Origin of the sequence: Pseudochrobactrum albidum, assembly GCF_051851455.1 — a bacterium.
Taxonomy (GTDB): Bacteria; Pseudomonadota; Alphaproteobacteria; order Rhizobiales; family Rhizobiaceae; genus Pseudochrobactrum.
The window spans coordinates 299,965-314,317 of the sequence record NZ_JBPVTR010000023.1 but is presented as its reverse complement, the minus strand read 5'-3'; the positions used below and the strand labels follow the sequence as shown (position 1 = coordinate 314,317).

Sequence of the window (14,353 nt, the reverse complement as noted above, 5' to 3'; positions counted from 1 at the left end):
CGGCAGCACTCATCAAATGATTATGGAGTGCCAGACCGGCAGAATTTTTTTCATGTGAGGCAATTTGTACTTTGCACCGTACGCGCGGGTACTGTAAGACATATTCAGCAAGATAAAGCGCCGTTTCTGCAATTTCCGGAAAGAAGGCCGGTGCAGCGCGCTGCCAGATTAAGGAATATGATCATGCCAGCCTATCGCTCAAGAACTTCCACTCATGGCCGCAATATGGCGGGTGCGCGCGGCCTTTGGCGCGCCACAGGCATGAAGGATGGTGATTTCGGCAAACCGATTATCGCCGTGGTCAATTCTTTTACCCAATTTGTTCCCGGACATGTGCATCTGAAAGATCTTGGCCAGATGGTCGCCCGCGAAATTGAAAAAGCCGGCGGCGTTGCCAAGGAATTCAACACAATTGCGGTGGATGACGGTATCGCCATGGGGCATGACGGCATGCTCTATTCGCTGCCCTCGCGTGAGATTATTGCCGACTCTGTGGAATATATGGTCAATGCCCATTGTGCCGATGCAATGGTGTGCATTTCCAATTGCGATAAGATCACGCCGGGCATGTTAATGGCCGCTTTGCGCATCAATATACCGGTGGTGTTTGTTTCCGGCGGGCCTATGGAAGCGGGCAAGGTTATCTGGCAGGATAAAGAGAAAAAACTCGATCTGGTGGATGCCATGGTAGCGGCCGCCGATGACCATTATACGGATGAACAGGTTGATGCTATTGAACGCTCGGCCTGCCCGACCTGCGGCTCCTGCTCGGGCATGTTTACTGCCAATTCCATGAACTGCCTGACAGAGGCACTCGGCCTTTCCCTGCCCGGCAACGGCTCAACCCTTGCCACCCATGCGGCGCGTAAGGAGCTGTTTCTTGAAGCGGGCCGCCTGATTGTTGATCTGTGCAAGCGTTATTATGAAGGCAATGATGACAGTGTCCTGCCGCGCTCCATTGCCAGTTTTGCAGCTTTTGAAAATGCCATGACACTGGATATTGCCATGGGCGGCTCTACCAATACCGTGCTGCATCTTCTGGCGGCAGCCCATGAAGCGGAAATGGATTTTACCATGTCCGATATTGACCGCCTGTCGCGCAAGGTGCCGGTTCTGTGCAAGGTAGCACCCGCCGTAGCAGATGTGCATATGGAAGATGTTCACCGTGCCGGCGGCATTATGGGTATTCTCGGCGAGCTGGACAGGGCAGGCCTTCTCAACACACAGGTTGGCAATATTCATTCCGGCACATTAAAAAACGCCCTGGAAAAATGGGATATCAAGCGCACAAAGGATGAAAATGTGCAGCAGTTTTTCCGCGCAGCGCCCGGCGGCATCCCGACACAGGTGGCATTCAGCCAGAATCGTTATTTTGACAATGTGGATGCAGACCGTAAGAAAGGCGTTATCCGTGACAAGGCGCACGCTTTCAGCCAGGATGGCGGTCTGGCTGTTCTCTATGGCAATCTGGCGGAAGATGGCTGCATTGTTAAAACCGCAGGTGTGGATGACAGTATCCTGACCTTCTCGGGGCCGGCACGTATTTTTGAAAGTCAGGACAGTGCGGTTCTCGGCATTTTGAATGGCAAGATCAAGGAAGGGGATATTGTCCTTATTCGCTATGAGGGCCCGCGCGGCGGCCCGGGCATGCAGGAAATGCTCTATCCGACCAGCTATCTGAAATCAAAGGGCTTAGGCAAAGCCTGTGCGCTTATCACCGACGGGCGTTTCTCGGGCGGGTCTTCCGGTCTTTCCATCGGTCATGTTTCACCGGAAGCCGCAGAAGGCGGCACAATCGGTTTGGTGGAAGAAGGCGATATTATTCATATCGATATTCCAAACCGCAAAATCCATCTTGATGTTGATGATGCTATTTTGGCAGAACGGCGCAAAGCTATGGAAGCCAAAGGCTGGAAGCCGGCAGAGGAGCGCAAACGCAAGATCTCAACCGCGCTTCGCGCCTATGCAGCCATGGCCACCAGTGCGGCCAAGGGCGCGGTTCGCCACGTGCCGGAATAAGATGAAACTGAAGGGCGCATTTCAGCCTTTTAAAAAGCTGAAATGCGCCCTCCCTTATTTTTCCACCATTTTTTGCATGACCGGCAAGCAAAACCGCACCACACTTTTGCTGGAAATGCTTTAAAGCGCCTTCTCAACCTCGGGCATAAATTGCTTTGCCAGACTTTCATCACTCAAAGGCCCGACAAATTTATAAACAATCTTACCCTCAGCATTGACAATGAATGTCTCCGGCACACCATAGACACCCCATTCAATCCCCGCGCGGCCGGAATTATCGGTGCCGATTGCACTATATGGATTGCCGAGATTTTGCAAAAATATACGCGCCTGTTCCGGCTTATCTTTATAATTAAGCCCGACAAGACGGATGCGCTTATCCTGCGCCAGTTTCATCAGTTGCGGATGCTCCTCGCGGCATGGCACACACCATGATGCCCAGACATTCACCAGCGTTACCCCGCCGGTCAAATCTGCCGCCTTCAGCCCCGGCACCTGTGTGCCGTCTGGCAGATACAGGCCTGCAAGTTCAGGCAAGTCTGTTTGTGGTGCCTGTTGCCCGATCAGCGCAGAGGGAATTTCCTGCGCATTATGGCCACTCATCAACTGCCATGTAAACACACCGGCAAGTGCTGCAAAAATAATCAGGGGTAATAATGCTGTCAGAACTGTCTTCTTGCGCGGTGGCAGATCATTGCGGCCTGTTGTCTGAACCGGATCGGTCATCATTTCCCTGCCTTTTGTGAGCGGCGGCGTATGCCCTGTTTTTCCAACCGTGCAAGTTCTGCCCGCAGCCTGATCTGTGCAAGCAAAATCCATGCCACAATTCCGGCAATGGCAACAGCAGAAATACCATAAGAAATAAGAACATAGGCCATATGTGTCATAAAACTGCCCCTGCCTTGCGGTTTTCATAATCGGCATTGCGTGCCGCAACCTTACGCATTGCGGCAATACGGCGGCTGAAAATCTCATTGCGCATTGCCATTATATGAAGGGTAAAAAACAGCATAGTCATGGCAAGCGCCATCACCAGCAAAGGATAAAGCATACTTGGCGGCATGGCCGGCCCCTGCATGCGCAGCACAGATGCCGGCTGATGCAATGTGTTCCACCAGTCCACGGAAAATTTAATGATCGGAATATTAATAAAGCCCACCAGTGTCAGCACCGCTGCCGCGCGCGCTGCCTTCGCCTGATCTTCCAGGGCGCGGGTTAAGGCGATAATGCCAAGATACATCAGGAACAATATAAAAACAGAAGTAAGACGCGCATCCCACACCCACCATGTGCCCCACATCGGCTTGCCCCATAAAGAGCCGGTGATCAACGCCAAAGCGGTAAACATAGCGCCTAAAGGTGCAGCTGCCCTGGCCGAAACATCTGCCAGCGGATGCCGCCAGACCAGCGTACCCAGGGCCGCAAGGGTCATGACCGTATAACACATCATCGACAGCCAGGCGAAAGGCACATGAATGAACATGATTTTAACGGTCAGCCCCTGCTGATAATCTTCCGGCGCAAACCACACCATATACAGCCCTGCAAGCAGCACAAGCACAGTCAGCCCTGCAAGCCATGGCAGGATTATACTGCTCAAATCCAGAAAACGTGTCGGATTGGCCAGATCCAGCAACGCCTGAAAACGACGCGGCGCAGCTTTGGACAAGGCTTTTTCAGTTGATCGTTCAGTCATGGTTACCCGGATATATTTGTAAGCTTAAGCTACCCTTAGAGTGGTTTTGCAAGAGACAATTCCCTTTTCATAACATGGGTTTAATCGGTCGAGATTTTTAATGCAAAACCTGCGGCCAATGGCCCGATAATTGCTGCAATCAACGTATTGGCCGAAAGCATCAACAAGGGCGAGAGAAATGCGGCATTTTCTGTCACCGCGCCATAGGATGCCGAAACACCGAAAATCAGCACCGGAATGGTCAGCGGCAGAATCATCACAGATACCAGCAACCCGCCGCGCGGCATGGACACCGCCAATGCAGCCCCCAACGCGCCGATAAATATAACCGCAGGTGTGCCGATCAACAATGTCAGCGTTGTTGCTGCGATTGCCAGCGGCTCCATATTCATGATCAGCCCCAGAAACGGCGCGGCAATCACCAGCGGCAAAACCGTTGCCACCCAATGCGACAGGCATTTTACCATCACCGTCAGCGTGAGGAAGTGCCGCTCCCGCGCCATGATCATCACATCAAGCGAACCGTCCTCGCGGTCTGCCTGAAACAACCGGTCAAGGCCAAGCAGCACCGCCAAAAGCGCACCAAGCCACAACATGGCCGGGCCGATGCGCGCCAGAAGCTTTAAATCCGGCCCCACGGCAAAAGGCACCACAGCAGCCACAGCCAGATAAAACAGGATGCCGGTCAGGGCGCCGCCGCCGGCACGGATTGCAATGCGCAGATCACGCCAGAATAATGCTTTCATCCTATCCAGTCCTGCATATCCATATCATGATCTTGCGGACGATAGTCTTCAAGCCGCAATTGCCGCACAATATCAGTACCGGCCTGCTCCAGCCCCAGTGCAATATGTGTAACCGCCACAATCATACCGCCTGAAGCCAGATGATTACGCATTATACCGGCAAACATCATTTGTGCATGATTATCCAGCCCTGAAGTCGGCTCATCCAGCAACCATAACGGGCGGTGCGAGCACAGCAGCGTGGCAATGGTGACGCGGCGTTTCTGCCCCGTGGAAAGACAGCCATAGGGAAGATGATCAATATTGCCAAGCCCGACCATTTCCAGGGCTTCATCAATTTCGAGCAGCGGATTTCCATGAAAATCCTGCCAGAATTGAAGATTTTCATAAACGGTCAGTGCAGGTTTCATCCCATTAAGAGTGCTTAAATAATGACTGTGCACGGCAACAGGCTCCGCACCGCTTTCTGTTTCCAGCCACACAGCTCCTTCTGCGGCAGGCAACAGGCCGGCAATGATTCGCAGCAAAGTTGATTTCCCCGCGCCATTGGAGCCGGTTATAATCAGAGCCTGCCCGTTTTTTACTGTTGCGCACAGAGAGTTGAACAGAAGGTTTCCTGCCCGTTCACCGCCCAGATTTTCCGCAACAAGGCGCATAAGCCCTCCCGTAACATGATTTTTTTACAAATTGACGGGATATTCCCTATCAGGAACGACAAGAAAACAATCCGCAACATTTCGCCGCAATAGCATAATTTTGCCGCAGAAGAGTCTGGAACAGTTTTAAAAAACTGACTATATGGGGAGCGACCATGCCAGCGGTCGGCGTGGAAACCATTTTTGGCCGATCTCAAAAGCCTGATGTTTATTTCAAGCGCAGGCCCCGGGACGGACAGCGGAAATGACTGCACCCGCACCTTGAAGCGCGTCCTTGAAACGCAAGCTAAGGCGTTCGTCTCAGGTTTCGGCCGCAAGCATGAAGGACGAACATTGTGTCGCACATCGATAGTTTCAAATGCCGCAAGACGCTTACCGTCGACGGCAAAGACTACGTTTATTACAGCCTGACCGATGCTGAAAAAAACGGTCTGACAGGCGTATCCAAACTCCCTTTTTCGATGAAGGTTCTGCTTGAAAATCTTCTGCGTTTTGAAGATGGTCGCAGCGTCAAGAAAACCGATATTGAAAATGTCGCCAAATGGCTTGCAGACCGCGGTCAGGCCGGCGCGGAAATCGCCTATCGTCCTGCACGTGTATTGATGCAGGATTTCACCGGCGTTCCTGCCGTGGTTGATCTTGCAGCCATGCGCGATGCCATGGTGGCGCTTGGCGGCGATGTATCAAAAATCAACCCGCTGGTACCGGTTGACCTCGTTATTGACCACTCGGTTATTGTTGACGAATTCGGCAACAGCCAGGCTTTCAAAAACAATGTTGAACTTGAATATCAGCGCAATGGCGAGCGTTACCGCTTCCTGAAATGGGGCCAGCAGGCTTTCCAGAATTTCCGTGTTGTGCCGCCCGGCACCGGTATTTGCCATCAGGTTAATCTGGAATATCTGGCACAGGCCGTGTGGACTAAGCAAGAAGACGGTGAAACCATTGCCTATCCTGACACGTGCGTTGGTACAGACAGCCACACCACCATGGTCAATGGTCTGGGCGTCTTAGGCTGGGGTGTTGGCGGTATCGAGGCTGAAGCTGCCATGCTTGGCCAGCCTGTTTCCATGTTGCTGCCGGAAGTTGTCGGCTTCAAGCTGACCGGCAAGCTCAAGGAAGGGGTAACCGCAACAGACCTCGTGCTGACCGTTACCCAGATGCTGCGAAAAAAAGGCGTGGTGGGCAAATTTGTTGAATTTTTCGGTGCCGGCCTTGATAATATGACATTGGCAGACCGCGCCACAATCGCCAATATGGGGCCTGAATATGGTGCGACCTGCGGTTTCTTCCCGCTTGATAAGGAAACCATCAATTATATGAACACAACCGGTCGTGACGAGCATCGTCTCAAACTGGTTGAAGCCTATTCCCGCGCACAGGGCATGTGGCGTGAGGCAGGCAGTGAAGATCCTGTCTTTACCGATGTGCTTGAACTGGATATGGGCGATGTTGTTCCGTCCATGGCCGGCCCCAAGCGCCCTGAAGGCCGCATTCCTTTGGAAGGCATTGCTTCCGGTTTTGCGAGTGCGCTGGAAAGCGAATATAAAAAGACCACCGGTCAGACCACCCGCTATCCGGTTGAGGGCGAAGATTTTGACCTCGGCCATGGCGATGTGGTGATTGCCGCGATCACCTCCTGCACCAACACATCCAACCCAAGCGTGCTGATTGCTGCCGGTCTTCTTGCCCGCAATGCTGTTGCCAAAGGTTTGAAAACCAAACCTTGGGTTAAAACCTCGCTGGCTCCGGGCTCTCAGGTTGTTGCTGCCTATCTGGAAAATGCAGGCCTGCAGAAAGATCTGGATGCTCTGGGCTTCAACCTTGTCGGTTTTGGCTGCACCACCTGTATCGGCAATTCCGGCCCGCTGCCTGCACCGATCTCCAAGACCATTAATGAAAAAGGGCTGATCGGCGCTGCAGTGCTTTCGGGTAACCGTAACTTTGAAGGCCGTGTGTCGCCTGATGTTCAGGCCAATTATCTGGCTTCTCCGCCGCTGGTTGTTGCCCATGCTCTTGCCGGTACCGTTACCAAGGATCTCACCAAGGAACCGCTTGGCGAGGACAAGGATGGCAATCCGGTTTACTTGCGTGATATCTGGCCGTCTTCCGCTGAGATTCAGGATTTCATTGCCAAGAATGTTACCCGCAAAATCTTCTCGGAAAAATATGCCGACGTATTCAAGGGTGATGAAAACTGGCAGGCTGTTCAGGTGCCGGCCGGCCAGACCTATGCATGGGACGACAAGTCAACCTATGTGCGCAATCCGCCATATTTCACAGGAATGAGCAAATCAGCCGGTGAAATTTCGGATATTAACGGCGCACGTGTGCTTGGCCTGTTCGGTGACAAGATCACCACCGACCACATCTCCCCTGCCGGTTCGATCAAGGCGCAGTCGCCTGCCGGTAAATATCTGCTCGATCACGGTGTGGCTGTGGCAGATTTCAACCAGTATGGTACCCGCCGCGGTAACCACGAAGTGATGATGCGCGGTACATTTGCCAATATCCGTATCCGCAACCATATGCTGGGTGAAAATGGCCGTGAAGGCGGTTACACCATCCATTATCCATCAAAGGAAGAGATGTCGATCTACGACGCTGCGATGGAATATAAGAGTGAAGGCGTACCGCTCGTTGTCTTTGCAGGCGTTGAATATGGCAATGGTTCATCGCGTGACTGGGCTGCCAAAGGCACCAATCTGCTTGGCGTAAAAGCAGTGATTGCCCAGTCTTTTGAGCGTATCCACCGCTCCAATCTGGTTGGTATGGGCATTATGCCATTTGTGTTTGAAGAGGGCACAAGCTGGCAGTCTCTGGGGCTTAAAGGCGATGAAGTGGTAACTATTGAAGGTCTGGCAGATATTCGTCCGCGCCAAAAGACCAATGCAACCGTTACCTTTGCTGACGGCACGGTAAAGCAGGTACCGCTGATTTGCCGTATCGATACGCTGGATGAGCTGGATTATATGAAGAACGGCGGTATTTTGCAGACGGTTCTGCGTGATCTGGCCAAAGCCTGACAGGCATATACAGACTGATAAAACGCCGCTGAATTTCTTCAGCGGCGTTTTTTTATAGCAGCTTCACAGCATTATTGCTTAAGCAAATTCATGTGCCGCCAACCATTCAAAACCGCATTTGTATAATTTAGCAGAGAGCTCCGGGACTCTTTTTTAGTTTATTGCTTTGACCAGAGGCGGCAGCCGCCTCATAGAAAAAGTGCCTGCGAACGGGATTATCGGCATCATTTATTTATTCAGCCAATTTTTTCGTCATTTTATCTCTATGTAAAATCTCTTCGCATTTCGGTTAAAAATGCTTATAAGTTTCAACTATATGCAGATATTGATTTTTTGAGAGAACCCCATGCCTGATAAGCTGATTTTTGCCGCACAGCCGCCGGTTACTTTGCCGGTTGAAGGCAGCGAGCAGCGTTTTCCTGTTCGCCGTATATATTGTGTCGGGCGCAATTATGCAGACCATGCACGGGAAATGGGGCATGATCCCGAGCGCGATCCGCCGTTTTTCTTCCAGAAAAACCCTGACAATCTGGTTACAGACGGCGGCGATTTCCCCTATCCGCCGCTGTCCGGTGATGTGCATCATGAGATTGAACTGGTTGTGGCGCTTGATAGAGGTGGCAAGAATATTCCGGCGGCAGAAGCCCATAATCATATTTATGGTTATGGGGTGGGGCTGGATATGACGCGGCGCGATATGCAGGCACAGGCCAAAAAACTGGGACGCCCGTGGGAAACCGCCAAGGCTTTTGAACATTCTGCACCATGTTCAGCCTTAGTGCCTGCCAGCCGTATCGGCCACCTGAAAAACGGCGCTATCTGGCTGAAAGTAAATGGTAAAATTGTACAGCAAGGTGATATTAATCAGATAATCTGGTCTGTGCCGGAGACGATTGCCATTCTCTCCACCCTTTATGAATTGCAGGCCGGCGACCTGATTTTTACCGGTACGCCTGCCGGTGTTGGTGCCGTTGCAAGAGGCGATATTTTACAAGGGGGTGTTGACGCTATCGGACAACTGACAACAAAAGTTGTCTGAGCTGTGAGGCCTTGGCGAATTTTACGGCTGGCTTCACTGGCAAAATCCCTGTAAATATTTAATCATCCATAATACGGAATCCTTCATCTTCAGGGTTCTGTGACGATTTTTACTGCGAAAGCGTTTTTGTTTCCGGCTTGTATGACAGCAATGGGCAAGCCTGATAACACTGTCTGGATTTGACAAGAAATGCTTTGTGTTGCGCAAACGCAGATAACATAAAGGATCGCCCGATGGCATTTGAAGAGATCAAGGCGGAAATCGCTTTGCTGTTTGAGCAAATGGTCAATCAGCCGGAAGATAAGCATGAACTGGCTGAGATCATTCGTGAAAAGCTTAATGCGATGCGCGCCGGCGGTCTGCCTGTACCGGAAGATCTGGTAGAACTGGAAAATCGACTTAATGACGAATTGGGTGCCTGATGCGAATGGTTTCTCTGGCACTGCGTTTTGTTCTTCTGTTTTCCGGCGCTGTAATGCTTGCAGGCTGCAACACCACTGCTGATCCCAAACTTGCCAATAACGATGCTTTAACAGACACAGCCATAGCCGCTCAAACCGGGCAGGACAGCGCCAAAAGTGCCGCTTTAGTTGCATCTTCCTATGCGGCTGACAGCAAGCCTGATGATGAGGGCGCGCAAATATTGGCAATGGCTGCAACCACTACAGCTGATCCGGCTTTGCCGGCCGCAGTGCCGTTACCAATGTTTCGCCAAACGGCGACGGAAGCCCTGCTTGCCTCTGCAGCGCCCTCGCCGGTTACCGGCGCACATAATGTGCCTGGCGAAGTTAAATATAATGGTGTTACCAAATCCGGCACGGCGAACCATCTGGTTGAAGCACGTGCTGCCATTGCAGCTGAATCCAAACCGGCATTGCATAGTCTCATCGGTCAATATGCAGCCGCTTATCAGGTGCCGGAACGGCTGGTGCATCGTGTGGTACAACGTGAAAGCCGCTATAATCCGGCAGCCCGCAACGGACCTTATTTCGGTTTAATGCAGATCAGCCATGCCACGGCACGCGGTATGGGCTATCAGGGCAGCCCGCAAGGTTTGCTCAATGCCAATACCAATCTGCGTTACGCGGTCAAATATCTTGCCGGCGCCTATAAAGTGGCTGGCGGCAATGAAACGCAGGCGGTTAAATTCTATGCCCGCGGTTATTATTATGATGCCAAGCGCAAGGGCCTGCTGGAAGAAACAGGATTGCGTACCGGCCCCAAATCCATCCGTACGGTTTTTATAGAGCCCGGAAAAACCACAACAAATCTTGCTGAAGCACCATCTGCGGATAGTGAAGCAACAAATCTGGCACAGACTGACCCCGTTATCACGCAATCTGTGAAAAAAGCAGACCCGGCCGGCAAGGCATCCCGCGTTTATTTTAAAAAACGTGAAATGATCCAACGCTGATTTTGCATTTTTTCATAACCCGCTTGTGCGGCTGCGCATCAGGCGGGTTTTATTGCAGGCCGCAGAGCTGCTGTGATTAAAACGATGATTTTATCCGGCAGTCATTATCTGGTCATGAAACTATAATCATTTTGCCGCATAGTCATTTTACCACGCATATTTATCTTGAGCCGGTTGCATATTCCTTTCGCCCGGATTTTGAAGCTGTTTCGTCCCGCCAATATAATCTTGCCATGATAATCTTTCAGGCGGTTATTATTATATTACGGCAAGAGGCAAAACGGGCAAAAAACAAGGCAGATTGTTTGCTATGAACCAGATTTTGCAAAAAGCTGAAGCCTCTGTTGCACGATTATATGATAAGGCCGAATTATGGGCAGACGGCATTATTCATATTATTGGTGTGCTGCTGGCCATTAGTGGCGCGGTTGTTATGCTCTGGTATTTTGCCGGACAAATTTCACCGGTAATTTATATTTCCGCCCTGATTTATGTGTTGAGCCTTGTGGCCGCGCTGACAGTCTCTGCAATTTATAATATCTGGCCGGTGTCACCGATAAAGCAGTTTTTGCGCCGCTTTGACCATTCAATGATTTATGTGCTGATTGCCGGTACCTACACGCCGTTTATTATGAAAATGGGAGAAGGTGCTTTGGGGCATCTGGGTTTTGTCTGGCTGATTGCCGCCTGTGGTATTGCGCTGAAATTGCTGCTGCCGGGACGTTTTGACCGTCTGGCAATCCTGCTCTATCTGGCGCTTGGGTGGAGTGGCGTGCTGATTTATGATCAGTTATTGCAGTTTCTTTCAATGCCGGTGGTAGTACTGATCGCCGCAGGCGGCATTATTTATTCACTGGGTGTTATATTCCATGTCTGGGAGCGTCTTCGCTTCCAAAATGCCATTTGGCACGGCTTTGTGGTAACAGGTGCGGCTCTTCATTATAGTGCCGTGTTTCTCGCTGTTTATTGATATTGCAGCATTAAAGCGGATGCCGGATTGGGTTGCATAAAGACAATATAAAAATCCGCATAAAAACAACGGGATCACTCCGGCTGTTTATGATCATAAGAGTCCGGTCTGATTAACCGCGATTGCAGCCGCCCGCAACGGGCCTTATTGGGGGTTGATGCAGATCAGTCATCCGACTGCGCGCGGTATGGGGTATCGTGGGCAGCCAAGCGGCTTGCTGGAAGAAACTGGTTTGCGTCCCGCACGCAAGTAGCATTTAAGTTTTTCAATCTGGCTAGAATGATGAACGGCAACGGGTTGCTAAGGCAAGCGTTGTCTTTTTCATATTCTATTGATTTTTAGTTTTATCACCAATATACGTTTCGTATATGAATCATATATTGGTTGCACCATGGGTATTGTAAAAATTAATGACGCATTGCATGAGGAGCTGCGTAAAACCAGTGATGTAATGTGCCGCTCAATTAATGCACAGGCAGAATATTGGATAAAAATCGGCATGTTAGCGCAAGCTCATCCCGACATGACATTTAATGATATTGTGCAGATGCAGTTACGCAATGCCAAGGTTGACCTTGGGCAGATTGCACAAAGGTTATCATGATAAAAACTGCTGAAGAATTGGAAAAAATGGCCGTTGCTGGCCGTTTGCTGGCTGATGTATTTGTCTTCATTGATCAATTGCCGCTGATAGGCATGACGACTATGCAGGTGAATGATCAGGTGGAAGATTATATCATCAACACGCTGAAATCACGTCCTGCCAGTAAAGGGCAATATAATTACCCTTATGTATTAAATTGCTCGCGCAATGAAGTTGTCTGCCACGGCATGCCGTCTGAAAAAGATGTGATTGCTGACGGCCAGATCATCAATTTCGATATTACGCTTGAAAAAGACGGCTTTATTGCTGATTCAAGCAAGACCTATATGATTGGCGACGTGCCGCCTTATGCGGAAAAGCTGGTGCGCAGCACCTACGAAGCCTTGTGGAGGGGGATTGCTGTCGTACGCGACGGCGCAACGGTTGGCGATATTGGCCATGCGATTGAGCGCTTTGCTAAAGAACATGGCTATGGTGTGGTGAGTGAATATTGTGGCCATGGTATCGGACGTGAAATGCATGAAGAGCCGAATATTATCCATATTGGCAAGGCCGGCACCGGCGTGGTGCTGCGCGAAGGCATGACTTTTACCATTGAGCCGATGCTCAATCAGGGCAGCGCGCGGGTCAAAACCAAAAAAGACGGCTGGACAGTGGTGACCAAGGACGGAAAATTATCAGCGCAATTCGAACATACGGTGCAAGTGACAGCCGATGGTGTCAAGGTTTTAACACTGCGCCCTGATGAGACAAAAATGTTGGATTTGCTGAAATAAAAGCAAGCCCAGATACAAAAAAGCCCTTTGCATCGCAAAGGGCTTTTTTATTTGGTGAGCAATCGCTATTAGCGGCGATTGCGTGCAGCCAATGTGCGCAGACGCAATGCGTTGAGCTTGATAAAGCCTGCCGCATCTTTCTGGTCATAGGCGCCGTGATCATCTTCAAAGGTAACAAGCTTATCGGAATAAAGCGATTTATCGCTTTCACGACCTGTCACAATCACATTACCCTTATAGAGTTTCAGGGTCACTTCACCTTCCACATGGCGCTGGCTGTGATCAATGGCAGCTTGCAGCATTTCCCGCTCCGGCGAGAACCAGAAACCGTAATAGATCAGTTCTGCATAGCGTGGCATCAGCTCATCTTTAAGATGGGCAGCGCCGCGATCCAGCGTAATGCTTTCCATAGCGCGATGTGCGGTGAGCAAAATAGTGCCGCCCGGTGTTTCATAAACACCGCGTGATTTCATGCCGACAAAACGGTTTTCCACGAGATCGAGACGGCCAATACCATTATCGCGGCCATAATCATTGAGTTTTGCCAGCAGGGTTGCAGGCGACATGCGCACGCCATTGATGGAAACCGCATCACCTTTTTCAAAGCCGATTTTGATAATGGTTGGCTTGTCCGGCGCTGCTTCCGGCGAGATCGTGCGCATATGCACATATTCCGGTGCTTCAATTGCCGGGTCTTCCAGCACTTTGCCTTCCGAGGAAGAATGCAGCAGATTGGCATCAACCGAGAATGGTGCTTCGCCCATCTTGTCCTTGGCTACAGGGATTTGGTGCTTTTCTGCAAAATTGAGCAGATCCGTACGGCTTTTGAACGACCAGTCACGCCATGGCGCGATGATTTTGATATCCGGATTGAGCGCATAGGCGGACAGCTCAAAACGTACCTGATCATTGCCCTTGCCGGTTGCGCCATGGGCAATGGCATCAGCGCCGGTTTCTTCAGCAATTTCAATCAGACGCTTGGAAATGAGCGGACGGGCAATGGATGTGCCGAGCAGATACACCCCTTCATAAACGGCATTGGCGCGAAACATCGGAAAGACGAAATCGCGAACAAATTCTTCGCGCACATCTTCGATATAGATTTCTTTAATGCCGAGCATTTCGGCTTTTTTGCGTGCCGGCTCCAGTTCTTCACCCTGTCCAAGATCGGCGGTGAAGGTAACAACTTCCGCACCGATTTCGGTCTGCAACCATTTCAGAATGATGGATGTATCAAGGCCGCCTGAATAGGCGAGCACGACTTTTTTAACGTCTTTCCAGTTATTCATTTTTTGTGTCCAGTACAGCGCCGCTGTGGCTTATGAGGTGGTTTCTGCCAAGCAGAAGACTTTTTGTCTGTGTTTTCTTTTATCATTTCAATAATGCGAAGCAAGCGATCTTGAGGCT

At 50.8% G+C, this 14,353-nt stretch carries 14 protein-coding genes and 2 pseudogenes; 10 read left to right on the top strand and 6 right to left on the bottom strand.

From position 1 onward, the window contains the following. Positions 1-183 precede the first annotated feature (183 nt). Positions 184-2,019, top strand: coding sequence for a dihydroxy-acid dehydratase (gene ilvD / locus ACSTTO_RS10540; RefSeq protein ID WP_439273144.1), 1,836 nt, complete (start codon positions 184-186; stop codon positions 2,017-2,019). Position 2,020: 1 nt separating this feature from the next. Continuing rightward, positions 2,021-2,143, top strand: coding sequence for a hypothetical protein (locus tag ACSTTO_RS10535; protein WP_439273143.1), 123 nt, complete (start codon positions 2,021-2,023; stop codon positions 2,141-2,143). Here the strand turns inward: ACSTTO_RS10535 and ACSTTO_RS10530 are convergent. The 5 genes from ACSTTO_RS10530 to ccmA all read right to left on the bottom strand — a co-directional run bounded on the left by ACSTTO_RS10530 (position 2,140) and on the right by ccmA (position 5,117). Continuing rightward, positions 2,140-2,745, bottom strand: coding sequence for a DsbE family thiol:disulfide interchange protein (locus ACSTTO_RS10530; RefSeq protein WP_439273276.1), 606 nt, complete (start codon positions 2,743-2,745; stop codon positions 2,140-2,142). The two genes, ACSTTO_RS10535 and ACSTTO_RS10530, sit on opposite strands and share 4 nt — an antisense overlap. Next, positions 2,745-2,906, bottom strand: a complete 162-nt coding sequence (gene ccmD / locus ACSTTO_RS10525) for a heme exporter protein CcmD (protein ID WP_439273142.1) — start codon at positions 2,904-2,906, stop codon at positions 2,745-2,747. Before ccmD ends, ACSTTO_RS10530 begins: the two co-directional genes overlap by 1 nt. Further along, a complete protein-coding gene (locus tag ACSTTO_RS10520) occupies positions 2,903-3,715 on the bottom strand; it encodes a heme ABC transporter permease (RefSeq protein ID WP_439273141.1) in 813 nt (270 codons plus the stop codon). Before ACSTTO_RS10520 ends, ccmD begins: the two co-directional genes overlap by 4 nt. A gap of 80 nt (positions 3,716-3,795) precedes the next feature. Further along, entirely contained in the window at positions 3,796-4,461 is a 666-nt protein-coding gene (gene ccmB / locus ACSTTO_RS10515; protein WP_439273140.1) for a heme exporter protein CcmB, read from the bottom strand. Beyond that, positions 4,458-5,117, bottom strand: a complete 660-nt coding sequence (gene ccmA / locus ACSTTO_RS10510) for a heme ABC exporter ATP-binding protein CcmA (protein ID WP_439273139.1) — start codon at positions 5,115-5,117, stop codon at positions 4,458-4,460. The genes ccmB and ccmA overlap by 4 nt, the downstream gene beginning before the upstream one ends. 335 nt (positions 5,118-5,452) lie before the next feature. Here ccmA and acnA point away from each other — a divergent pair, with 335 nt between their 5' ends. The 8 genes and pseudogenes from acnA (at position 5,453) to map (ending at position 12,946) form a co-directional block, all read left to right on the top strand. After that, positions 5,453-8,143, top strand: a complete 2,691-nt coding sequence (gene acnA, locus ACSTTO_RS10505) for an aconitate hydratase AcnA (RefSeq protein WP_439273138.1) — start codon at positions 5,453-5,455, stop codon at positions 8,141-8,143. Positions 8,144-8,489: 346 nt separating this feature from the next. Next, on the top strand, positions 8,490-9,182 hold the full coding sequence (locus ACSTTO_RS10500; protein ID WP_439273137.1) for a fumarylacetoacetate hydrolase family protein: 693 nt from the start codon (positions 8,490-8,492) through the stop codon (positions 9,180-9,182). A 233-nt stretch (positions 9,183-9,415) separates the two neighbouring features. Beyond that, entirely contained in the window at positions 9,416-9,604 is a 189-nt protein-coding gene (locus ACSTTO_RS10495) for a hypothetical protein (RefSeq protein ID WP_439273136.1), read from the top strand. Then, a pseudogene (locus tag ACSTTO_RS10490) lies at positions 9,604-10,434 on the top strand (transglycosylase SLT domain-containing protein); the annotation flags it as partial. The gene ACSTTO_RS10495 and the pseudogene ACSTTO_RS10490, both read left to right, overlap by 1 nt. Before the next feature lie 472 nt (positions 10,435-10,906). Then, positions 10,907-11,566, top strand: coding sequence for a PAQR family membrane homeostasis protein TrhA (gene trhA / locus ACSTTO_RS10485; RefSeq protein ID WP_439273134.1), 660 nt, complete (start codon positions 10,907-10,909; stop codon positions 11,564-11,566). Positions 11,567-11,696: 130 nt separating this feature from the next. Beyond that, positions 11,697-11,810 (top strand): annotated as a pseudogene (locus ACSTTO_RS10480) (lytic transglycosylase domain-containing protein); the annotation flags it as partial. 147 nt (positions 11,811-11,957) lie between these two features. Next, positions 11,958-12,170 (top strand): ParD-like family protein, encoded by a 213-nt coding sequence (locus tag ACSTTO_RS10475; RefSeq protein WP_439273133.1) that lies wholly within the window; start codon positions 11,958-11,960, stop codon positions 12,168-12,170. Next, positions 12,167-12,946, top strand: a complete 780-nt coding sequence (gene map, locus ACSTTO_RS10470) for a type I methionyl aminopeptidase (RefSeq protein ID WP_439273132.1) — start codon at positions 12,167-12,169, stop codon at positions 12,944-12,946. The genes ACSTTO_RS10475 and map overlap by 4 nt, the downstream gene beginning before the upstream one ends. A 68-nt stretch (positions 12,947-13,014) precedes the next feature. Here the strand turns inward: map and ACSTTO_RS10465 are convergent, their stop codons facing one another. After that, the gene (locus tag ACSTTO_RS10465) at positions 13,015-14,235 is read right to left on the bottom strand and encodes an argininosuccinate synthase (RefSeq protein WP_439273131.1); all 1,221 of its coding nucleotides are present in this window, start codon (positions 14,233-14,235) and stop codon (positions 13,015-13,017) included. Between the last annotated feature and the right edge of the window lie 118 nt (positions 14,236-14,353).